The organism is Gemmatimonas sp., assembly GCF_044344655.1.
Lineage (GTDB): Bacteria > Gemmatimonadota > Gemmatimonadetes > Gemmatimonadales > Gemmatimonadaceae > Gemmatimonas.
The window spans coordinates 49,786-71,504 of sequence record NZ_JBIJCN010000004.1 but is presented as its reverse complement, the minus strand read 5'-3'; the positions used below and the strand labels follow the sequence as shown (position 1 = coordinate 71,504).

The 21,719-nt window shown below is 67.3% G+C and carries 19 protein-coding genes and 1 tRNA gene; 16 read left to right on the top strand and 4 right to left on the bottom strand.

From position 1 onward, the window contains the following. Nucleotides 1-50: 50 nt before the first annotated feature. The 8 genes from ACIQ51_RS02795 to ACIQ51_RS02760 all read left to right on the top strand — a co-directional run bounded on the left by ACIQ51_RS02795 (nt 51) and on the right by ACIQ51_RS02760 (nt 8,568). Complete coding sequence (locus ACIQ51_RS02795; RefSeq protein WP_396203480.1) at nt 51-1,478, top strand: peptidylprolyl isomerase; 1,428 nt, start codon at nt 51-53, stop codon at nt 1,476-1,478. A 119-nt stretch (nt 1,479-1,597) separates the two neighbouring features. Continuing rightward, nucleotides 1,598-2,998, top strand: a complete 1,401-nt coding sequence (locus ACIQ51_RS02790; RefSeq protein ID WP_396203479.1) for a peptidylprolyl isomerase — start codon at nt 1,598-1,600, stop codon at nt 2,996-2,998. Then, on the top strand, nt 2,995-3,924 hold the full coding sequence (gene pdxA, locus ACIQ51_RS02785; protein WP_396203478.1) for a 4-hydroxythreonine-4-phosphate dehydrogenase PdxA: 930 nt from the start codon (nt 2,995-2,997) through the stop codon (nt 3,922-3,924). Before ACIQ51_RS02790 ends, pdxA begins: the two co-directional genes overlap by 4 nt. 105 nt (nt 3,925-4,029) lie before the next feature. Continuing rightward, nucleotides 4,030-5,868 carry a translational GTPase TypA gene (gene typA / locus ACIQ51_RS02780; RefSeq protein ID WP_396203477.1) on the top strand — a complete coding sequence of 613 codons (1,839 nt, stop codon included), beginning with the start codon at nt 4,030-4,032 and terminating at the stop codon, nt 5,866-5,868. A 175-nt stretch (nt 5,869-6,043) separates the two neighbouring features. Further along, nucleotides 6,044-6,361 carry a hypothetical protein gene (locus ACIQ51_RS02775; protein ID WP_396203476.1) on the top strand — a complete coding sequence of 106 codons (318 nt, stop codon included), beginning with the start codon at nt 6,044-6,046 and terminating at the stop codon, nt 6,359-6,361. Nucleotides 6,362-6,559: 198 nt separating this feature from the next. Next, nucleotides 6,560-6,633 (top strand) — tRNA-Ile (locus tag ACIQ51_RS02770). 101 nt (nt 6,634-6,734) lie between these two features. Continuing rightward, a complete protein-coding gene (locus ACIQ51_RS02765; RefSeq protein WP_396203475.1) occupies nt 6,735-7,982 on the top strand; it encodes a methyltransferase in 1,248 nt (415 codons plus the stop codon). Then, entirely contained in the window at nt 7,975-8,568 is a 594-nt protein-coding gene (locus tag ACIQ51_RS02760; RefSeq protein WP_396203474.1) for a TlpA family protein disulfide reductase, read from the top strand. Before ACIQ51_RS02765 ends, ACIQ51_RS02760 begins: the two co-directional genes overlap by 8 nt. Here ACIQ51_RS02760 and ACIQ51_RS02755 read toward each other — a convergent pair. Next, the gene (locus ACIQ51_RS02755) at nt 8,530-9,291 is read right to left on the bottom strand and encodes a pseudouridine synthase (RefSeq protein ID WP_396203473.1); all 762 of its coding nucleotides are present in this window, start codon (nt 9,289-9,291) and stop codon (nt 8,530-8,532) included. The two genes, ACIQ51_RS02760 and ACIQ51_RS02755, sit on opposite strands and share 39 nt — an antisense overlap. A 121-nt stretch (nt 9,292-9,412) precedes the next feature. Here ACIQ51_RS02755 and ACIQ51_RS02750 point away from each other — a divergent pair, with 121 nt between their 5' ends. Next, a complete protein-coding gene (locus tag ACIQ51_RS02750; protein WP_396203471.1) occupies nt 9,413-10,600 on the top strand; it encodes an acyl-CoA dehydrogenase family protein in 1,188 nt (395 codons plus the stop codon). A gap of 8 nt (nt 10,601-10,608) precedes the next feature. Here ACIQ51_RS02750 and ACIQ51_RS02745 read toward each other — a convergent pair whose 3' ends face one another. Further along, nucleotides 10,609-11,754 carry a sensor histidine kinase gene (locus ACIQ51_RS02745; protein WP_396203470.1) on the bottom strand — a complete coding sequence of 382 codons (1,146 nt, stop codon included), beginning with the start codon at nt 11,752-11,754 and terminating at the stop codon, nt 10,609-10,611. A 458-nt stretch (nt 11,755-12,212) separates the two neighbouring features. On the opposite strand from ACIQ51_RS02745, the gene ACIQ51_RS02740 reads away from it, so the two are divergent. After that, nucleotides 12,213-13,073, top strand: coding sequence for a LytR/AlgR family response regulator transcription factor (locus ACIQ51_RS02740; protein WP_396203469.1), 861 nt, complete (start codon nt 12,213-12,215; stop codon nt 13,071-13,073). A 25-nt stretch (nt 13,074-13,098) separates the two neighbouring features. Here the strand turns inward: ACIQ51_RS02740 and ACIQ51_RS02735 are convergent, their stop codons facing one another. After that, nucleotides 13,099-14,049: an NAD(P)H-binding protein gene (locus ACIQ51_RS02735; protein ID WP_396203468.1), complete on the bottom strand. Its 951-nt coding sequence runs from the start codon at nt 14,047-14,049 to the stop codon at nt 13,099-13,101. 61 nt (nt 14,050-14,110) lie between these two features. Here ACIQ51_RS02735 and ACIQ51_RS02730 point away from each other — a divergent pair, with 61 nt between their 5' ends. The 4 genes from ACIQ51_RS02730 to ACIQ51_RS02715 all read left to right on the top strand — a co-directional run bounded on the left by ACIQ51_RS02730 (nt 14,111) and on the right by ACIQ51_RS02715 (nt 18,208). Beyond that, a complete protein-coding gene (locus ACIQ51_RS02730; RefSeq protein WP_396203467.1) occupies nt 14,111-15,082 on the top strand; it encodes an alpha/beta hydrolase in 972 nt (323 codons plus the stop codon). A 148-nt stretch (nt 15,083-15,230) separates the two neighbouring features. Then, nucleotides 15,231-15,521, top strand: a complete 291-nt coding sequence (locus ACIQ51_RS02725; protein ID WP_396203466.1) for a hypothetical protein — start codon at nt 15,231-15,233, stop codon at nt 15,519-15,521. 139 nt (nt 15,522-15,660) lie between these two features. Continuing rightward, complete coding sequence (locus tag ACIQ51_RS02720) at nt 15,661-17,109, top strand: hypothetical protein (RefSeq protein ID WP_396203465.1); 1,449 nt, start codon at nt 15,661-15,663, stop codon at nt 17,107-17,109. 112 nt (nt 17,110-17,221) lie between these two features. Further along, entirely contained in the window at nt 17,222-18,208 is a 987-nt protein-coding gene (locus tag ACIQ51_RS02715; RefSeq protein WP_396203464.1) for a deoxyhypusine synthase family protein, read from the top strand. Between the two features lie 23 nt (nt 18,209-18,231). On the opposite strand, the gene ACIQ51_RS02710 is transcribed toward ACIQ51_RS02715, so the two are convergent. Beyond that, complete coding sequence (locus ACIQ51_RS02710) at nt 18,232-19,041, bottom strand: LysM peptidoglycan-binding domain-containing protein (protein WP_396203463.1); 810 nt, start codon at nt 19,039-19,041, stop codon at nt 18,232-18,234. A 143-nt stretch (nt 19,042-19,184) separates the two neighbouring features. Here ACIQ51_RS02710 and ACIQ51_RS02705 point away from each other — a divergent pair, with 143 nt between their 5' ends. Next, nucleotides 19,185-19,538, top strand: coding sequence for a hypothetical protein (locus ACIQ51_RS02705; protein ID WP_396203462.1), 354 nt, complete (start codon nt 19,185-19,187; stop codon nt 19,536-19,538). Next, complete coding sequence (locus ACIQ51_RS02700; RefSeq protein WP_396203461.1) at nt 19,525-21,561, top strand: acetoacetate--CoA ligase; 2,037 nt, start codon at nt 19,525-19,527, stop codon at nt 21,559-21,561. The genes ACIQ51_RS02705 and ACIQ51_RS02700 overlap by 14 nt, the downstream gene beginning before the upstream one ends. The last annotated feature ends 158 nt before the right edge of the window (nt 21,562-21,719 follow it).

Below are 21,719 nucleotides of genomic sequence, written 5' to 3'. Positions count from 1 at the left end.
GGCCTCGCAGTTCTCAATCACCCTCTACTCCGCTGCCGGAGTCTGACCTGATGAAATCGTATCGTTTGTCCGTGCTCGCTGCCGTCGCGTTTGCCGTGGCCTGTGGTGCGGCCTCCAACCCCGATGTGGCGGCGACCGCCGGCAATCAGCAGCTTTCGGTCACGCGTCTCGCCGAGGTCCTGGGCACCTCCCAGGCCCCGCTTGAGAAGGACGTCGCGCGCTCCATCGCGGAACTGTGGGTGAACTACCAGCTGGTGGCCGTGGCCGCCGCCAAGGGCGACAGCCTCAACGACCCCAAGGTCATGCAGGACGCGCTCTGGTCGAACCTCGACAACATCCGCGTCAAGAAGTTCTACGACAACGTGTCGAAGGGCTGGGCGGAGCAGTCGCCGGGCTCCGATGAGGAGCGTTACAACGGCGGCGAAGCCATGGCGGCCCGCCACATCCTGATCAAGACCGAGCAGGGCGCCACGCCGGAACAGCTCGCCGCGGCCAAGGCCAAGGCGGAAGGCATCCTCAAGCAGGCCACCCCGGCCAACTTCGCCTCCCTCGCGGCCCGCTCCGACGAGCCCGGCGCGAAGGAGCGGGGCGGCGACCTCGGGATCTTCGGCAAGGGCATGATGGTGCCCGAGTTCGAGAAGTGCGTCGTGGCCCTGAAGGTTGGCGAGATCAGCAAGGACGTCTGCCAGACGTCATTCGGCTTCCACGTGATTTACCGCAGCCCGTTTGCCGAGGTGAAGGACAAGTTCGCGCCGATCGCCAAGCAGCGGAACGTGGCCATCGCCGAAAGCACCTACCTGGCGAAGCTCGAGACCGGCAACGAGGTGAAGCTCGAGAGCAACGCCATGATCACGGCCAAGGCGATCGCCAAGAATCCGATGGGCTACGCCAAGAACAACGACGCCATCGCCACCTACAAGGGCGGGAAGCTCACCGCGTCGCGCTTCGCCGAGTGGATCGCGGCCTACCCGCCGTCATCGCAGATCCGTCCGCAGTTGGCCCAGGCGCCCGATACGCTCGTCGAGAAGTTCGTGAAGCAGATCGTGCGCAACGAGCTCGTGCTCAAGCAGGCCGACAGCGCCAAGGCGCAGGTCGACACGGCCGAGATGTCGAACCTGTTCCTCAACTTCAAGAACGCCGTCACCCAGACGTGGACGCAGCTCGGCGTGGAGCCCGCCGCGCTCGTCGACAGCACGAAGGCGGGGGCCGACAAGGAAAAGATCGCCGGCGCCAAGATCGAGGAGTTCTTCGGCAAGCTGGTGAAGAACGAGGCGCCCTTCGTGGACGTGCCGTACCCGGTCGCCCGCGCGGTGCAGAAGAAGTATTCGTTCGGCATCAACGAAGTCGCCCTCGACAAGGTGATCGAGAAGGCCAAGGCCGTCCGCGCCACGGCCGACTCGCTCAAGGCCAAGCAGGCCCCGGCGACGCCCCCGGCTCCGGCCGCGCCGGCCCCCGCGCCAGACTCCGTCAAGAAGTAAGGCAGTCAGTGGAGGAGTGCACGCCCCGGCCCGTTAGACGGCCGGGGCGTGTCGTTCCGCCCCCGGATGCTCCACACGCCCTTGTGCAACCCTGTTCCGAGAATCGGGTACTGACCCGGATGATGCTGCGACTCGCTCCCACCCTCCTGCTGACCGGCGCCGCCCTCCTCGCGGCGCCTTCGTTCGTTCTCGCGCAGGGCACGCCGCCCGCCGCCAAGACCGACGCGAAGCCGGCCGTCGATACCACCGCGAAAGGATTGCCGCTCGACGGTATTGCCGCGGTGGTGGGCGATCAGGTCATCCTCGTCTCCGAGGTGGTGACCGCCGTAAATCAGGCGCGGGCCAGCGGTGCCAAGGTCGAGTCGGCGAAGGATCTCGCCAAGCTCGAAGCCGACGTCCTCGAGCAGCTCATCGATGCCGAACTGCTCGTGCAAAAGGCCAAGCTCGAGAAGGTTGAGGTGCAGGACGCCGAGGTGCTCTCGTCGGTCGATGATCAGGAAAAGAAGATCCGACAGCAGTTCAAGAGCGACGCCGAGTTCAAGACCGCGCTCAAGGAAGCCGGCATGGGCACGCTCGAAGAATGGCGCAAGCTGCAGGGCGAGCAGGTCAAGCGCACCAAGCTGCAGCAGGGCGTCATGCAGAAGCTGCAGCGCGACGGCAAGGTCACCTCGGTGAATGTGTCCGAGGAGGAAATCACGGAAGCGTTCAATGCGTACCGTGACCGCCTCCCCAAGAAGGAAGCGCGCATCGGCCTGCGGCAGATCGTGGTGGCCACACGCCCCAGCGAAGACGCCAAGAAGAAGGCGCGCGACAAGATCGACTCGCTGCACGCGGAACTCGAAAAGCGCCCCGAGGACTTCGAGCTCATCGCCAAGCGGGAGTCCATGGACGGCTCGCGCGAGCTCGGGGGTGACCTCGGCTGGAATCGCCGCGGGCGCATGGTGCCCGAGTTCGACCGCATGATGTTTGCGCTCAACCCGGGCGTGATCAGCCCGGTGGTGGAAACCGCGTTCGGCTTCCACATCATCCGGGTGGACCGCGTGCAGCCGGCCGAGGTGAAGGCGCGGCACATCCTGATCCGTCCCCGGGTCGACACCGCCGACGAGCGGCGCGCGAAGCTTCTCGCCGACAGCATCGCCACCGTCTGGCGTGCCGGCGGCAGCTACGACTCGCTCAGCGTGAAGTATCACGACAACGGGAGCGGCGAAGACAAGTCCATCCCCGAGTACCCGCGCAGCGAGCTCCCCGAGCCGTACCGCAATGCGCTCGAAGGGGCGACGATCAACCAGATCGTCGATCCGTTCGCGATGCCCGACCCGTCGGCGGGCGTGTCGAAGTTTGTGGTCGCGCAGGTCACCTTCCTCGACGAAGCGGGGCAGTGGACCTTGGCGGAGTATCGCGACCGGATCCGCGACCAGCTGTCGGAGGAGCGCAAGATGCGCCGCCTGATCGACAACCTGAAGAAGCAGACGTACGTGAGCGTGCGGTACGACCCGGCCAAGCAGGCCATGCAGCCGTGATCCGGCTAGGACTGACCCTCGGCGACCCGCGGGGCATCGGTCCGGAAATCGTGGCCAAGGCGCTCAGTGATCCGCGTATCGCGGCACTGGGCGCTTCGCGCGACGAGGACCAGCAGGTGCGCTGGCGCGTGGTGGGGCCACGCGGCACCGGCGTGGCGGTGGACGACGCCCTTGGAGAGTGGGCACCGTCGGGGGATGCCGCGGCCGATGAGGCCGCCGGCGGACGCTGTGCCGGGCGCGCGGTGGAGACGGCGGCGCGCCTGGCGCTGGCCGGCGATCTCGATGGCATCGTGACCGCGCCGCTCGACAAGGCGGCGCTCAAGGCGGGCGGGTACGATTTCCCCGGCCACACCGAGATGCTGGCGGCCATTGCCGGCGTACCGGTAGCGATGATGCTGGCGAGTGACCGGCTCCGGGTGGTGCTGGCCACCACGCACATCGCCCTGCGAGACGTGCCGGCCGCGGTCACGCGCGAGGCACTCGAGCAGGCGTTCGTCACCACGCGCGACGGCCTTGTCGGTGACTTCGGGATTGCGTCGCCGCGCATCGCGCTCTGCGCGCTCAACCCTCACGCCGGGGATCACGGCCGCTTCGGCCACGAGGACGACGACCTCCTCGGCCCCGTCGCCCGCGCCTGCGGCATGGACGGGCCGTTTCCCGCCGATACGGTGTTCGTGCGCGCCCTGCGCGGCGAATTCGATGCGGTGATCGCGCCGTACCACGATGTGGGGATGACCGCGATCAAGGTGGCCAGCTTCGGCAGCGCCGTGAACGTGACGCTGGGGCTCCCCTTCGTGCGCACGTCCCCCGATCACGGCACGGCGATCGACATTGCGGGGCAGGGGGTGGCGAGCGCCGAGAGCCTGATTCTGGCGATGCAGGTGGCCGTGGACATGGTGCGGCGCCGGCGGGGGCGCGCGGGCTGACCCACGCCCGGTGACCGGCTGGCAGGGGGCATCGGGTTCGGAGGGATCATTCCGGACTCCTGAGCCGTTGTATTGCCATCCCTGACCCCGCTATCTTAGAAGGCTATGGAAATTCGCAACGTCGCCATCATCGCGCACGTCGACCACGGGAAGACCACCCTCGTCGACAAAATGCTCCGCCAGGCTGGAGCCTTCCGCGAAAATCAGGTCGTCGAAGAACGCGTGATGGATTCCAATCCGCTCGAAAAAGAGCGTGGAATCACCATTCTCGCGAAGAACACCTCCATCCGGTGGAAGGACACGAAGATCAACATCGTGGACACGCCGGGGCACGCCGATTTCGGCGGTGAGGTGGAGCGCATCCTGCGCATGGTGGACGGCGTGCTGCTGGTGGTGGACGCGTTCGACGGCCCCATGCCGCAGACGCGGTTTGTGCTGCGCAAGGCGCTCGAACTCGGGCGCACCCCGATCATCGTGATCAACAAGATCGACCGTCCGGGTGCCGATCCGCTGCGCGTGCACGACGAGGTGCTGTCGCTCTTCATCGAGCTCGAAGCCAATGAGGAGCAGCTCGACTCGCCCGTGGTCTACTGCTCGGCTAAGAACGGCATCTCCACGCTCGATCTTGACAAGGAAGCGGTGGACTTCGAGCCGCTCTTCGACACGATCGTGAAGACCGTGCCGCCGCCGCCGACTGATGCGAACGGTCCGTTCCAGATGCTCGTGTCGACCATTGACTACTCGGCCTACTTGGGCCGTCTGGCGATCGGGCGTATCGAGCGCGGCACGGTGCGCATGGGTGACAGCATCTCGCTCGTCACCCCGGACGACAGCGCGCCGCCGGTGCGCGGCCGCGTGTCGAAGCTGTACGGCTACGAAGGGCTCGATCGCGTCGAGATCCAGGAAGCGTCGGCGGGTGAGATCGTGCAGCTGGCCGGCTTCGAAGACGTGGACATCGGCACGACCCTCACCGATCCCAACACCCCCGAGGCGCTCGCCGGCATCAGCGTGGAAGAGCCCACGATCAGCGTGGACTTCGTGGTCAACAACTCGCCCTTCGCCGGCAAGGAAGGGAAGTTCGTCACGTCGCGCCAGATTCGTGAGCGTCTGTACAAGGAGCTCGAGCGTAACGTGGCGCTGCGCGTGGAAGACAGCGACACGACCGACGCGTGGAGCGTGAGCGGCCGCGGCGAACTGCACCTCTCCATCCTCATGGAGACGATGCGCCGCGAAGGCTTCGAATTCCAAGTGTCGCGTCCGCGCGTGATTACGCGCCTCGACGAAAACGGCCAGCGGCTCGAGCCGTTCGAAGAGCTCTCCATCGACGTGCCTGAGGATTACCTCGGCGTGGTCATCGAAAAGCTCGGTCCCCGTAAGGCCGAGATGATCGAGATGAAGAACCCGGGGCAGGGGCTCGTGCGCCTGCTGTACCGCGTGCCGGCGCGTGGCCTGTTCGGCTACCGCTCGGAATTCCTCACGGATACCCGCGGCACCGGCATCATGCACCACCGGTTCCTCGAGTACGGGGCGTGGGCGGGACCGCTCTCCGGGCGCTCGCGCGGCGTGCTCGTGTCCATGGAGAACGGTACGATCATCGCGTTCGCGCTCTTCTCCCTGCAGGAGCGCTCCACGCTCTTCGTCACGCCGGGCGACGCGGTGTACGAAGGCATGCTGATCGGCGAGAACTCGCGTCCGGGCGACATGGACGTGAATCCGTGCAAGGAAAAGAAGCTCACGAACATGCGCTCCAAGGGGGCCGACGAAGCCATTACCCTCGAGCCACCCCGCCAGATCACGCTCGAGATCGCCCTCGAATACATCGAGGATGACGAACTGATCGAGGTGACGCCGCAGAGCATTCGCCTCCGCAAGCGCATGCTTGCCGCCAGCGACCGCAAGCGTGTCACGCGCGAAGTCAAGCGCGAGCGCGCTGCATCGGCCTGACGGATCCGCGCAATTCCGTGTGATGAGACCCCCGCAGTGCCGGTTGGCGCTGCGGGGGTCTCGTTTGTTCGGCACCGGTGCACGCTGTCGGCTTGCGCCAAACGGTGGTCCTGCCGATACTCCCGCACACTAGTAACTGCAGGCCTTTTTCAAACACTCGCAGGAGAATCGTCCCATGTTGGAGCGGTTCGGGTCGTCGTCAATGGACGCGCTCGAAGAGAAGGTGCAGTCCTCGGTAGTCATGATGGCGGCCGACGACGAAGATTTCGATGACGAGGGCTTCGACGAGGATGATCTCGACGAGGACGAGGACGAGGATGACGACGTCGATTTCGACGACGACGATCTCGATGATGACGATGACGACCTCGATGACCTCGACGACGAGGATGACTTCGACGACGAGGATGACGAGGACGACGACGAAGACGATGAGGACTACGAGTTCGAGGAAGATCTCGGCTACGGCGAAGAGGATGATCCCGACGCCTGAGTGGATGCCCGCATAATCCGGTCACGGACGGCTCCTGCTTTGCGGGCCGTCCGTTTCGCGTTTCACCCCCCGCCGGCAGCGCACGGCCCTGCAGGGGAAACCAATTGGGCGGGGTCCCTTTACTCAGGGACGTTGGGCCGATACATTATGCGGCTCTGGTGGATCGGCGGCGCATTCTCGACGTTGCTGCCGTGCACTGGGCCTGTAGCTCAGGTGGTTAGAGCGCACGCCTGATAAGCGTGAGGTCAGAGGTTCAACTCCTCTCAGGCCCACTTCAGTACAACAAAGCGGCTCCGCTTCGGCGGGGCCGTTTTGTTTGCGGGTGGTGGTGGAGCTAGGGGACACCCGCCTCGCACGTGGGTAGCTTTCGCAAATGCCTGCCTCCGACTCCCGCGGCTCTGCCGCATTGCCCGCGTCGCCGTACACGACTTGGCAAATGGGCCCCGCACGCGCTGGCGACTGCGTGGTACTGGTGGCCTCCAAGCCCGGGGTGTTCGCCCATGGGCACCTCGATCCGGCCGCCAGCATGCTGGCCGAGGCGATCGTGGCGGTGGGCGAAACGGTCGCGGATGGGGCCCCTGCACAGATGGGCGCGCGCGGCCGGTCGCTTCACCTGTCCAGCGGCAATGGCTTCGTGCCGGCCGTCGCGGCGCGATGCGGCTACCAGCCGATGGCGCTCGACCGGTATCAAAGCAATGTGGAAGCGTCGCAGCGCACGCTGCACGACCGCGAGGGCGCGGTCGTCGCGCATGCCGCGCTCGCGGGGGCGCTCGTGCCCGATGCATCCTGTACGCTCGTCACGATCCGTATTCCCACCGATAAGCTCAGCGTACAGCTGGCCATCGCCGAGGCCTTCCGCGTGCTGGCACCGGGCGGTACCTGCATGTTGGCTGGCGGTAACGACGAGGGAGCCAAGCCCGCTGCCAAGATGCTCGAACGCGTCTTCGGTCACGCCCGGCTCGATGCCCAGCACAGCAGCCATCGTCTGCTGACGGCTCGCAAACTGGTGGACGCGCCGCGTGATCCCGACGCGATTGCCTCGCCTTGGCTCGACGAAGGGCACTTTCATGAGGTGCCAGTACGCACGGGCGGCGCTGCCTTCACCCTGTACACCCGCCCCGGGGTGTTCTCGTGGCAGCACCTCGATGAGGCCACGAATCTGCTGGCTGGCGTCATGCGTATCGATGCGGGCGAGCGGGTGCTCGACCTGGGGTGCGGTGCTGGCGCACTGGGCGTGGTCGCTGCACGGCATGGGGCCTCGCGCGTGCTGCTGCTCGACGCCGATGCTGATGCTGTGCGGTGTGCGACCCGCACGGCCCAGCAGGCGGGTGCTACGGCGATCGACGTGCGGGCCAGCGACGTGGCGCAGGCCGCAGGCGACGAGCGCTTCGATGTGGTGGTGACCAACCCGCCCTTCCACTTGGGCAAGGGTACCGATCTGCACATCCCGCGGGCCTTCATCACGCAGAGTTACGATCGATTGCTGCCTGGGGGCCGGTTGTATCTCGTGGCCAACCGCACGCTTCCCTACGAGTGGCTCATCGAGGAGACGTTTGGCGAGGTGCGCACGGCCCACGACGGGCAACGCTTCAAGGTAATCGGCGCGGTCCGCGGTGGCTGAACCGACCGCGGAGAGCACGCTCCCCGCACCGCGGCGCTGGTCGCGGTGGTTGACTCTCTCCAACGCCATCACCGTGGCGGTCGTGGTCTGGGCTGTACCGCGCTGCTGGCCGCATGTAGAGGCGCTGGTCGGTGTGCGCGCCCGTGACGCGCGTCGCCCGGACTACATGGTTACCACGAGGAGTGGCGAGCTGCTCACCAGTGCGTCGCTGCGCGGCAAGGTGGTCCTGGTAAACGTGTGGGCCACGTGGTGTCCGCCCTGCCGCGCTGAGATGCCGGCGCTGCAGCAGCTGGCCGATGCCTATGCCGCCGAGGGCATGGTGTTGCTCGGGCTGTCGGTGGATCGCGGGTCCGCTGGTGAGGTGGATGCGTTTCTCGCCGAGCGCGGGATTACCTACCCGGTAGCCATCGTGGACGACCAGGTCATCGCCGCCTTTGGCGGTGTGCGTGGTTACCCCACCAGCTTTCTGGTGGATCGGCAGGGGGTGGTCCAGCACACCGTGATGGGGCCGGTGGCGCCGCTCACCCTGCGGCCGGCGATCCGGCGATTACTCGCCGACAGCACTGTGGCGGAAGGCGTTCGCTGAGGGCTTGGCTGCCGCTTTCGTGGACGCCTGCACGAGGGCGGCCTTCTCCTCATCCGAGAGAACGCGCCAGTGCCCGTCGGCCAGATCGCCAAGGGCGAGGGGGCCCATGGCCACCCGGCGCAGCGCGGTCACGTGGTTACCCACGGCCGCGAACATGCGCCGCACTTGGTGGTAGCGCCCCTCGTGAATGGTGAGCCGCGCCAGGCGGTCACCGCGCACCGCCAGCTGCGCCGGGAGCAGCGCGTCGCGCTCCCCCTGCAGCACCAGGGTGCCCGCGGCAAAGCGCGCGGCCTCGTCGCCACTGAGGGGCGTGGCGAGTTCCACCTCGTACACCTTGGCCACGTGTGATTTCGGCGACGTGAGCCGGTGGTTGAGGGCGCCGTCATCGGTGAGCAGCAGCAGCCCGGATGTGTCGGCATCGAGCCGTCCGACGGTAGCCATCACGGGATCGCGCTGGAGGAAGCGGGGCGACAGCAGCTCGTACACAAGCGGAGGCCGGTCGCTCGTGGAGCACACGTAGCCCACGGGCTTATTGAGCAGGACGACCGACCCGGGAGGTGGATCGAGTGGCTCGCCGCGTACCCGGATATCGGCGTGCAGCGGTTGGTCGCGATCGGTGAGCGGCGCGCCGCTGGCCGTCGTCACCGCACGCGAAACGAGCAGCCGTTCGGCCTCTTTGCGAGTGCCGTAGCCAAGACGGGCGAGGTAGCGGGCGAGTGACACCGGTGCCGGGAAGGGGAACAGGGAGCAGGGATGCGGCCTTGCGCATTATACTCCCGCCGTCCGGCACGCCGCACGTTGTCCGTGGCCTGTCCTCTCGCCGTTCCCGATTCCCGCCCGCCTCATGTCCCGTCAGCGCTCCGCGATCACCACCGGTGACTTCTATGACTGGTTTTCCACGCTCCCCAACGTGGTGAACGAGGATCGGCTGCGGCTGCGGCGCTTCATGAGCGAGGAGTGGGAGCCGCAGGCCAACGGCTTCTGGGAGCGGGCCGAGTTTCCGCGAGCGTATCTGATCGCGCGCATGAAGGAGCTCGACCTGCTGCGCGATGTCTACACACCGGTGCGCGCCCCGATGGCCACCGTGGGCGATGGGTTGCTCAGTATGGAGTTCGCCCGCGTGGACCCGTCACTTGCCACCTTCTTCGGCGTGCACGCGGGACTGTGCATGGGGTCGATCGCACTCTGCGGATCGGTCGAGCAGCAAGAGGAGTGGCTGCCGCGCATGCGCTCGTGGGACGTGATGGGGGCCTTCGGCCTCACCGAGCCCGACGTGGGCTCCGGGGTGGCGCGTGGCCTCACCACCACCTGTCGCCGTGAGGGAGACACCTGGATCCTCAACGGCCAGAAAAAGTGGATCGGCAACGCCACGTGGTGCGATATCGTCGTGATCTGGGCCCGCGACGAAGCGGATCAGCAAGTGAAGGGTTTCATCGTGCGCACCTCGCTCCCCGGTTATTCGGCAGACATGATGCAGGGGAAGATTGCGCAGCGTACGGTGCACAACGGGCTCATCACGCTGCGTGACGTGCGGGTGGCCGAGCGCGACCGCCTGCAGGAAGCCCACAGCTTTGCCGACACCCAGCGCGTGCTGGTGACGGCCCGCTGCGGCACCGCATGGCAGGGCGTGGGGTGTGCCATGGGCGCGTACGAGTACGCGCTGCGGTATGCGGGGGAGCGCACACAGTTCGGCAAGCCGATCGCCGGCTTCCAGCTCGTGCAGAACATGCTCGTGAAGATGCTCGGCAACGTGACCGCGATGATTGGCCTCGCACTTCGGGCATCAGAGCTGCAGGACCGCCTCGGGCCGCGCGACGAACTCTCCGCTCTGGCCAAGCAGTTCTGTGCCGCCAAGTGCCGCGAAACCGTCGCCCTGGCGCGCGAATCGCTCGGCGGCAATGGCGTATTGCTGGAGTACCATGTGGCGCGGCTCTTTGCCGATGCCGAGGCGATCTACAGCTACGAAGGCTCCAACGAGATCAACACCATGATCGTGGGGCGCGCCATCACCGGGCACTCGGCCTTCGTGTAACCCGGTAGTCAGTCCTCCACCGGTAACCGGATGTCCACCCGACAGCCGCCCGTCGCCATGTTGCTCATGCGGAACGCATAGCGATCGCCGTAGAGCATCGCGAGTCGCGAGCGGGTGTTGGTGAGCCCGATGCCGAGCCCATCGACCGAGGGCACCGCGGCGAGGAATCTGCCGCTGGTGGTGAGCAGCCCATCGAGCCCCTTGCCGTTGTCTTCCACCACAATCTCGAGTCCGTCCCCCACGCGCACGAGGCGCAGGGCGATGGATTGGTCCGGATGCCCCGGAGCGAGGCCATGCTTGAGGGCATTCTCCACCAGCGGCTGCAGCAGGAAGCTCGGCACCATGAGGTCCACGGCGTTGGGGTCCACCTCGATGTCCACGTCCAGCCCCGCGCCGTAGCGTACCCGCGCGATCTGGAGGTACAGCTCCACCAGCTCGACCTCCTGCCACACCGGAATGAGTGAGTGCCCGGCACTGCGCAGCGAAAGGCGCAGGAGGTCGCTCACGCGGATCAGCATGCGCTGCGCCTCCTTGACGTCCATCTCCATCAGCTCGGCGACCGAGTTGAGCGCGTTGAAGAGGAAATGCGGATTAAGCTGCATGCGCAACGCTTCGAGCTGCGTGCGCGCCACCTTCTGCTCGAGCTCAGTGGCGGCGCGGTCCCGCTCGCGGTAGCGTCGCACGAACTCGACCATGTACGCCACGCCAAGGACCGCCCAGTAGAGGACCACCTGAATGTCGAGATGGTTGACCAGGACCACTCGGAGTGCGAAGGCATAGCTCGTGACCTGACCGACGGCACCGAACACATGATCGAGCCAGGCAATCGCCAGCACGTTGGCGGCGCTCAGCAGGACCGTCATTCCAACATGGAGCAAGAGCCAGGGGAGCACGCGGGCCGTGTCGAGCTTCACACGATCGACGAGCGTGAGGATCAGCTGCGCCCACAGGCCCCAGAGCATCCAAGCCGAGCCCTGCCAGACGATGGCTGTTCCGATGCCGTAGTGCGTTCCGGAGGCATCGCCCACCACCGTCATCTGGAGTGCGGCCAACGTGGCGGGCACGACCCAGATAATGGAAAACAACAACCGAGTGAGCCGGCGAATGCGCTGACCCTCATCGGCGAAGGTCATGGAGTGTGACAGAACGGCCATGGATGAGACAAGACGCAGGTTGAGCGCGACAAGCGGCGGCAGCGGGCGGTGGCACCGAGTGGCGTGTCACCGCGACGATCGTAACGAGGAGCACACGGAACATTTGGCGAGCCCGACGGTAGCAGCGCAGCGATTGCGGCGGACTCGAGACACGTCATGTTTCTGACGCAGGGCGTTGGGTACTGTTGACGTTGGTGAAACGTGGCGAATGCTGCCGACTTCGCAATTGCGGCAACCACATTGCGGCGTTTTGCGTTGGGTCCCATGAGCACGGGACGGCTCGGCTCGGTCATGTGCCCCACGATGAACCCACCGGGCAGGGAAGTACAGGATGGTCTGTTCCGTGGCGGGTAACGAGGTCGCTCGATGCAAGATGCCAGATGGTCGGAGTCCGCTCGTCACGCCATGCCTCCACGCGTGATTCCGCGAGCGTCTCCGCTTTGTCAACGGGAGGGGAGATGGAACGAGTGCGAGTCCTGATCGTGGATGACGAGACGCTGGCCCGTCAGCGAGTGCGCCGGCTCTTGCAGAACGAAGCCGACGTTGATGTGGTGGGCGAGGCCGAGTCCGGGCATGAAGCGGTGGCGATGATTCGGGAGCTGCAGCCGGATCTGGTCTGCCTCGATGTGCAGATGCCTGGGCTCGATGGGTTCGGCGTGTTGAGTGAGATCGACGGTGGCCACGTTCCCATGGTGTTGTTCGTCACCGCGTATGACGAGCACGCCCAGCGGGCCTTCGATGTGCACGCCGTCGACTACGTGCTGAAGCCGGTCGATGCGGATCGCTTCCGTGCGGCGTTCGACAAGGCGCGCAAGCAGCGCGCGCATGCGGTGGCGGCGGAGCGGCTCGGGGAATTGCTCGAGACGGTGCGCCGTCTTGCCGACGGTCGCGGCGATCCCCGCGGCGACTCCGCGTCGTTGATCACCGCCGTCGCCGGCGCCACTGGCGCCGCGGGGGCCGCGGCCGCTGCGGCCAATGGCGGTGGACGCCATGCCAGCCGTATCCTCGTGAAGCAGGACGGCCGCATGTTCTTCGTGAAGACCGCCGAGATTGATTGGATCGAAGCGGATCGCAACTATGTGCGCCTGCATGTCGGCCAGACCGCGCACGTGATTCGCGAGCGGATCAGCCATCTCGAGGAAACGCTCGATCCGCGAATGTTCGCCCGCATTCATCGCTCCACGATCGTCAACCTCAATCGCGTCCGCGAGATGCAGCAGTGGTTCTCGGGGGACTACGTGGTGATTCTCGAGGACGGCACGCGTCTGCGTCTCAGTCGCCACTACCGCGATCGCGTGGAGAAGCAGGTCGGCGTGTAATCGGCCCGCGCGCGTCGGTGCGGTGTCAGCGAAGCGGCGCCGCCGGAGTGGGGAGGGCGCCACCGGTTGTGCCGACGAGCGGGTCCGGCGTGCCGATCCCATGCTGGTAGCGCAACGACATCCCCAATTCGTTGGCAAATGCGTCGAGACGGCGCGCGGGGCGCCCCGTCCATTGCAGCACCGCGTCGGTCACACTGCTCCAACGTCCGTCCCGGGCCGAGGTCTCGTACGACACGAGATCCTCCACCTGCCATCGGCTGATGCCGGCCGCCAGCAGCATTTGCTCGAGTTCCAACGACGTACACGGCACGTAGCGAAGGGCCAAGCCGAGCGCCTGGCTCAGCTGCGCGGTCATCTCGGCGCGGGAGAGGGCGACCGGGCCGGTCACCAGCACCGGATCCTTGGGGGGCACGGCGGTCGTCGCGAGGCCCGCCAACACGGCCCCCACATCACGCGCATCGGCGTCGGCGGTAAGGCCGGTGCCTTGGCACCCCACCACCATATGATGGGCCAGGATCAGCGGCACCTGAAAGAGCAGGTCCTGCATCGTGCGGCCGGTGCGTGCAATACAGGGCTCGGTTGCCGTGCGCAGCAGATACTGCTCGGTCCGCCAGTGCCAGCGTGCGGCCGTCGTTTGCGCCGCCGTGAGTGCTGTCTCGTCGGCAGCGCCCGCGATCGACAGCTTTACCACGCGACCGATGCCGCGCGCCGCGCAGGCATCGATCACCCGCTGCTGGCATTCCACCTGGTCGGCCGTGGGGCGCGCAATAAGGATCACCGCCGAGATTCCAGTCAGCGCCTGCTCGAGCGTGCGACCGTCGTCGTAGTCCCCCTCGAGGTATTCGAGGTCGTATGCGGCCAGCCAGGGGACTCGGCAGCGGGAAGGCACGAGTGCCCGGGTCGGGACGCCGCGCGCATGCAGGGCGGCCACGGCGGCGGTACCGATGCGACCCATGGCACCGGTCACGAGTATCATAGAGAACTCCTCAGATGCGATCTGCGCGGCGCGTTGACAGATGACAGTGTCTCATCGGACCATGACCTCGGCTATCACGCTTTCCCCTACACCGAACTCCGGCCCGAGTTGGCAGACCCGGCTTGTGCATCGGCTGGTTGCGGCCCGCATGCGTCCGCATGCCCGCAAACCGATCGATCCGCTCTGGGTGCGGGCCAACATGGGGAGGCCACAGGCGGCGCGCCGGCTGATGGCGCACGCCACGGGGGCCCACTTCGGCCGGATGGCGGCGACCGGGACCTGGCCGGGTGGCGAGACGGTGGTGTGTCCGCGGGCTGCGCGCCTGCCGCACGGTGATGCCCCGGCGCTGCTCTACCTGCACGGCGGGGGCTTCATCGCCTGTTCGCCGGAAACGCACCGGCCTCTGGTAGGGTCGCTGGTGCGGCGCCTTGGCGCACGGGCCTGGGTGCCGCGGTATCGCCTCGCACCCGAGCACCCCTATCCTGCCGCACTCGACGACGCGCTCGGCGCCTACCACTACCTGCTCGCCGAGGCGGGCGTGAACCCGGCGCGGCTGGTCGTGGCGGGCGATTCGGCAGGCGGTGGGCTCGCGCTCTCACTCATGCTGGCCGTGCGCGATCGTGGATGGCCGCTCCCGGCGGCTGTGGTCACCTATTCGCCCTGGACCGACATGGCGGCCACCGGACCATCACTCGACGAGAACAGTGAACGGTGCGCCATGTTTGCCGGTGAGACGATTCGTCGCGCCGCCCCGCTGTACGTGGGGGCGGGGAACGCCCGCGATCCACTTGTCTCGCCCCTGTATGGTGACTTTCGGGGGCTGCCGCCGCTGCTGGTGCACGCGTCCACCGACGAGGTGCTGCGCGATGACGCAGTGCGCGTGGCGGAGCGTGCGCGGGCGCACGGTGTAGCGGTGGAGCTCACGTTATGGCAGCGGGTGCCACACGTGTGGCAGTTCTTCGCGGCGGTCATCCCCGAGGCGCGCGATTCGCTGGAACGCACCCGCCAGTTCGTGGCTCGGCACCTCGGGTGACGCGTCGCGCGCCCGGCCCGCCGGATGCCGACCGGGGAATTCGTGTCACGCCCGGCGCCTACTGACACGAGGGAACAGGCACGACCCCCGTCGTGACGATTCGTGACGTGCGCTGGCACGACGCGTCCAGCGCACAACGACCGTGCCCATGTCATCAGACGATGCCTTCCCTCCGTACCGACCGCCGGACTGGTCTCCGCTCGAGCGCGCGCTGACGACGGTCTTCGGTGCAGCCGCGGCCGATGCGTCGGCCGCGTTCTGGTTCGTGGGGTTCGCCGGAGGGCCGGTGGACGTGGGAGCGCTCCGGCTGTACGAGCACAGCGCCACGCGTCGCATGCTGGTGCTGGACGCGCAGGGCGGCGCGTACCACTGGATGGACTCCGTCCGCGCGTATGTGCGCATCGACGACGAAGAAGCACTCGTCCAGACGCTCGTCTGACACCACCGGCGGGACCCCGGGAACGGGCATTGGCCGACTGCAGCGCCACCGCTGATCCGCCGATACTGGCGGTATGCCGTCAGATGTCACCGGGGTGAACGGGGGCGCAGCACGCGTCCACATACCGCCGTCCGCCCCCGTGCGTCCGGTCCTGCCGGCGCGCGCGCCGGTCCCGGTGGACGGGATTGACGCCAGTGCCGTCCGCGGCGCACACGCGCCGCTCGGGCGAAGTGGTGTGTCGCTCGTGGACCTGCTGTTCCGCCCCGACGTGCGCGAAAGGCGGGGGGCCGTTGGCGGGGTGGCTATGGCGATGGGGCTGGAGCAGGCGCGTGGACTGCTGCTGCGTCAGCTGCCGAACGCGTCGCTGGCGGCGCTCGACGCCGTGTGGGCGCGTGCGCAGCACACCGAGGAGGGCTGGTATCTCCGTGCGGGGGGGCTCACGGTATTGGGACTTCCCGGGGAAGCGGATCGAGTGGCGGCAGAGGCCTTGGTCAGCCGTCCCGCGTCCTGTGCCCTGTGTCTCGTGCAGTCGGTGGCGCGGGCGCTCATGGGGGATCTGTCCGGTGCGCGCGCGTCGCTGGCGCCTGCGCTCGACGCGACGCCTGATGATCCGGTGCTTGGCGCCCAACAGGCTGTGGTGCTCGCCGGGCTAGGACACGCTGATGAGGCCATCGGCCACCTCGATCGCCTGTCGGTGCTCCATGCTGATCACCCGGCCTTCCACTGGGCGCGCAGCGTGGTCCACGATGGTCCGATCACCTGGTGGCCATCGCCGGCAGACGCGTGCGAGGCGAGCGGGGATATCCTGGAGTCGGCCGTCGGCCGTCTTGGCGCGCGTCTGGCGGACATGGAGCCCGACGATGTGGTGCGCACAGCGCGCTTCCTGATGCGCGCCTGCTCGAGCGGCGGGGCGCTGGTAAGCGCCTGCACACCGGAACAGGCGCACGCAGCCCGTTCCGTGCTGTCATCGCTCATTGTAGTCGTGCAGGGTGAACTCGGGCCCCCGTCAGCCGTCACACCGCTCGTGGCGCAACTCTGGCCATTGCTGCGCGGCGTTGCAGAGGAGGCGTCGGCGCCCGAGCATGATGAACGCGGGCCAGCTCGACGACGGCGCGACGCCGTACGGTTGCTGCGACGCCAGGGCGGCGCCGTGCCGGCGTCTGTGCGACGGCTGCTCGAGGTCCTCGTGGTCGCGAGCGCGGGGGCCCCACACCATGGTGCGGACGAGGGGCCAGACGATGATGCAGAGGATGGTGCCGAGGATGGTGTCGAGGGTGGTGTCGAGGGTGGTGTCGAAGTTGGTACGGACGACGGTGCAGGCGATGGGGGAGGCGCCAGTGTCTCTGTATCGCCGGAGCCGCTCGCATTCGATCGCCACGTATCTCCGCCCGATCCGCTCATCCCCGTGCGCCTCGGGCTGTCGCTGCTGGGCTCCCGCGAGGCGCCGCGCGGCGTAGCGGCCAGCCGCCCCGTGGCGGTGCCGTTCCTGGCGGTGCCGTTCCTGGCGGTGCCGTTCCTGGCGGTGCCGCTCCTGGCGGTGCTGTTGGTGGGGGGCGCGCTTTGGCTGGCCTCCGGTCGTCAACCCTGAGCGCTGGCTGCCACGCCGGTCGCCCGGAACCGATTAGATTCCCCGATCGCGCCGGATGCAGAACGGCTGTTCCGTCCCGTGGGCGCGCTGACCGTCAGACACCGACTTTCCCATGGCCCAGTCCACTTCCGCGCCGGTGACGGCGTTTCTCCGCCACAACTACCGGCACTTCAACGCGGCGGCGCTGATCGATGCGGCCGATGCGTACGTGAGCCACCTCGATAAGGGTGGCAAGATGATGGTCACGCTCGCCGGCGCGATGAGCACCGCCGAACTGGGCATCTCGCTCGCCGAGATGATCCGCCAGGACAAGGTGCACATGATCACCTGCACGGGCGCGAATCTCGAGGAAGACATCTACAACCTTGTGGCGCACGATCACTACGCGCGCGTGCCGAACTACCGTGACCTCACGCCCGAAGACGAGCAGAAGCTGCTCGAGCAACACTTCAACCGTGTGACGGACACCTGCATCCCCGAAGCCGAAGCGATCCGTCGCATCGAGAAGGCGGTGCTCGAGGAGTGGCAGGCGGCTGACCGCGCAGGGGAGCGCTACTTCCCGCACGAGTTCATGTATCGCATCCTGAACAGCGGGAAGCTCAAGGAGTTCTATCAGATCGATCCGAAGGACTCCTGGATGGTGGCGGCGGCGGAGAAGAACATCCCGATCATCGTTCCGGGGTGGGAAGACAGCACCAACGGAAACATCTTCGCGGGCCACTGCATGGAAGGGGACATCAAGAATGTCCACACCGTGCGCAGCGGCATCGAGTACATGATGTACCTCGCCGAGCTGTACACCGAGATGACCAAGACCTCAACGATCGGCTTCTTCCAGATCGGTGGCGGCATCGCGGGTGACTTCCCGATCTGCGTGGTGCCCATGCTGCATCAGGATCTGCAGCGCACCGAGGTCCCGCTCTGGGGCTACTTCTGCCAGATCAGCGACTCCACCACGTCGTACGGCTCGTACTCGGGCGCGGTGCCCAACGAAAAGATCACGTGGGGCAAGCTCGCGATCGACACTCCCAAGTTCATTATCGAGAGCGATGCGAGCATCGTGGCCCCGCTCGTCTTCGCGATCGTGCTGGGGCAGTAAGCGCGGCTTCCTGCCCCTGAGCCTTAGCGCTCCACGGAGTCGGGTGCCGCGACCTTCGGGACCCGCAGGCGCTGGCCTACCTCGATCTCGTCTGAGGTGAGGCGATTGAGCTGGCGTAGTACGTCGGGCGAGGTGCGAAAGCGACGCGCCAGCCCGGTGAGGGTCTCGCCCCGGCGCACTTGGTAGAGCACGTGTTCCTCGGCGCGGGTTGGGGCCGTACGGATCGTGCGATCGAGGGCCAGTTGTTCGCGTGTGACCGCGGCGCGCGCGGAGGCACTCGCCTGAGCGACCGACAGCGCAGCGCGCCACGTGGCGTCGTCCACGATGAAGTCCAGCTGCTCGGCGGGGGTGCGCAATACGAGTCCGCGGTCGCGGTCGCGGTCGCGGTCGCGAACGATCGTGCGTGGTTCGAGCGTGAAGGCGGCGTCGTGGGGGAAGCTCTCGACCTGCAGTTCGAGAGGCCCCTCATCGCGCGGGCGCAGCAGTGGGGTGGGCGGTGCGCCGACATACAGCAACCGACGATCCGTGGCGACCAGCACGCCGAACGACTCGCGCCACAGGTCGGTCCAGCGGCGCTGGGACACATAGGCTTGTGCCACGATGCGTTCGGTCGTCTGCCTTTGCGCCGCCACCTCGCGGAGCGCTGCTTCGCGAGCCGTGCGGCGCGCACCGATCGGCGGTACGATCGCGGCCGCGGCCACCAGCCCGGCCGTGGCCAGCACCGCCGTCGTGGACGTGAGGCTCACCAGCAGCCGCACCCACAGTGAGCGCTGCCGGCGCGCTGGTGGGGCGGCGGCAGTCAGCCATGCCTTGGAGGCGCGGGGGGCGTGCATCTGCGAAAGCTAGCGGAGCAGGGAGCGCCGGATGCAGCGGCCCGGTCGGCTGGCACGGACTATCGATGCGGCTCTGGCGCCAAACGCGTGACCTTGCGAGGATTGGGCATGTCCGCGCCACTGCGCCCGCAGCCCCACCGCTCATGAGCGGCCCCCGCCGCCCACCTGCCTCGGTCGCCAAGTCGGCCCGCAAGGCGGCCGCTGATCCGGCGCTCGCCCCGACGCAGTTCGACCTCTTCCCCGTGAAGCCGGTCGTAGACGTCCTCGACGCGCGCGCTGTGGTGGGGCCGCGCACCGGCGTGGAGCATCTCGTGCGCGTACGGCTCCGGCCCAACGACGCGCCGCACCTGATCTTCCATGATCGTCACGGCTGGTACTGCGAAGCGCACGGGCCCACCTGTCACACCGTCACCCTGGCGCGCGAGGAGGTCCGGGTGGACGAGGTACGCCTAGACGGACGTGACGAACAGATCGGATTCGACGATGCCGCACGCTGACACGACGGGGCCGCTGTTTGCGCCGACCGCGCAGGAGACTGAGGCCACACGCCTCTGGCAGTTGCTTCGGTCGCTGCGTGCGCGTGGCATTCTTCCCGACGGCGTGACGGATGCCCACGCCCTGCAGCGATGGTCGGTGCAGGAGCTCGAGGTGTTCTGGGCCGAGGTGTGGCGGGCCGCCGACATCATGGCCGACGGGCCCGGCGAACCGACGGCACCGTGGCGCACTGTGCTGGAGAACGGGCAGGCGATGCGCCCGCCGCATCGGCACGGCGATCGCTGGGAGGGGCCGCGCTGGTTCACCGGCACACGACTCAATTTCGCAGAGCATCTGCTGCGCACGCGCGACGACACCGTCGCGCTGATTGCGTGGAACGAAGGCGGCGAGCAGTCGCGCATGACCTACGCGGAGCTAGCCGTCCGTGTGGCCCGCTGTCGGGCGGCGCTCGAAGCGGCCGGGGTGGGGGAGGGCGACCGGGTGGCCGGCTGGATGCCCAATCTCCCCGAGACGGTGATCGTGATGCTTGCTGCCGCCTCACTCGGGGCCACCTGGTCGAGCTGCTCGCCCGACTTCGGTACCAAGGGCGTGCTCGATCGCTTCGGTCAGATCGCCCCCACGGTGCTCGTTGCCGCCGATGGGTATTGGTATGCGGGCAAGCATGTGGACTGCCTCCCTCGGCTTCGCGAGATCGTTGCCTCGCTCCCGGCGCTGCGCGCGGTGTGGGTCGTGCCGTACACCAGTGCCGAGCCGTCGCTGGATGGGATCGTGCATGCCGAGCGCTTCGATCACGTGCTCGCACGGTACGCCCAGGTGCACACGCCGACGTTCACCCGTCTCCCGTTCGATCATCCGCTGTACATCCTGTACTCCAGCGGCACCACCGGGCTGCCCAAGTGCATGGTGCACGGTGCGGGTGGCACGCTGCTGCAGCACTGGAAGGAGCTCGCCCTGCACACCGATGTCCACGCATCGGACGTGCTCTTCTACTTCACCACCTGCGGGTGGATGATGTGGAACTGGCTCGTGTCCGGGCTGGCGCTCGGCTCGACAGTGGTCCTGTACGACGGCTCCCCGATGCCGCCCGCGGAGCCCTCGCTGCTCTGGCGCATGGCGCAGCAGACGGGCATCACGGTGTTCGGCACCAGTGCCAAGTATCTCGCCATGCTGGAGAAGGAAGGGATCGTGCCGACTGAGATCGCCGATCTGTCGGCGCTGCACACGATCCTTTCCACTGGCAGCCCGCTTGCCGCGCACAGCTACGATTTCGTGTACCGCGCCATCGCACCGCGCGTGCGGCTGTGCAGCATCAGCGGCGGGACCGACATCGTCAGCTGTTTCGCGCTTGGCGATCCAACGGGTCCCGTGTATCGCGGAGAACTGCAGCTACGCGGGCTCGGGATGGCCGTCGAGGTGTACGGCGAGGACAGTGCGCCGTGCCGTGGTGAACCGGGAGAACTTGTGTGCACGCGCCCGTTCCCAAGCATGCCGGTGGCGTTCTGGAACGATCCCACCGGCGCCCTGTACCGCGCCGCCTATTTCGAGCAGATCCCGGGTGTCTGGCGGCACGGTGACTGGGCGGAGATCACCCCACACGACGGCCTGATCATCCACGGCCGCAGCGATGCCACCCTCAATCCCGGGGGCGTGCGCATCGGGACGGCGGAGATCTATCGGCAGGTGGAGCAGATCCCCGAGATCGTCGAGTCGCTGGTGGTGGAGCAGACGGTTGGCGAAGCGGCCGGAACCGATTCGCGCATCGTGCTCTTCGTGCGGCTCCGGGCCGGCATACCTCTTGGCGAGGCGCTGGAACGAGTGATTCGCACGCGCATCCGCGAGCACACGAGCCCGCACCATGTGCCGCGGGTCATCGTGGCGGTGCCGGATATTCCCCGGACGATCAGCGGCAAGATCACCGAGCTGGCGGTTCGGGAGGTGATCCACGGCCGTCCCGTGCGCAACGTGGATGCCTTGGCGAACCCCCAGGCGCTCGAGCACTTCCGGAATCGCCCCGAGTTGCAGTGAGCCCCGCCGCCCGGGTGGTCAGGGTCATCGCCAAGCCGTATCCCCGTCGATAGCTTTCGGACATGCTTCTTTCCCCGCCGGCAGCGGATCAGCGGCAGCGCGCGTGGATCGGTGCGCTGCCCAGGTCCCACATCTGAGAGTTGTGAGGTCGCTGTACG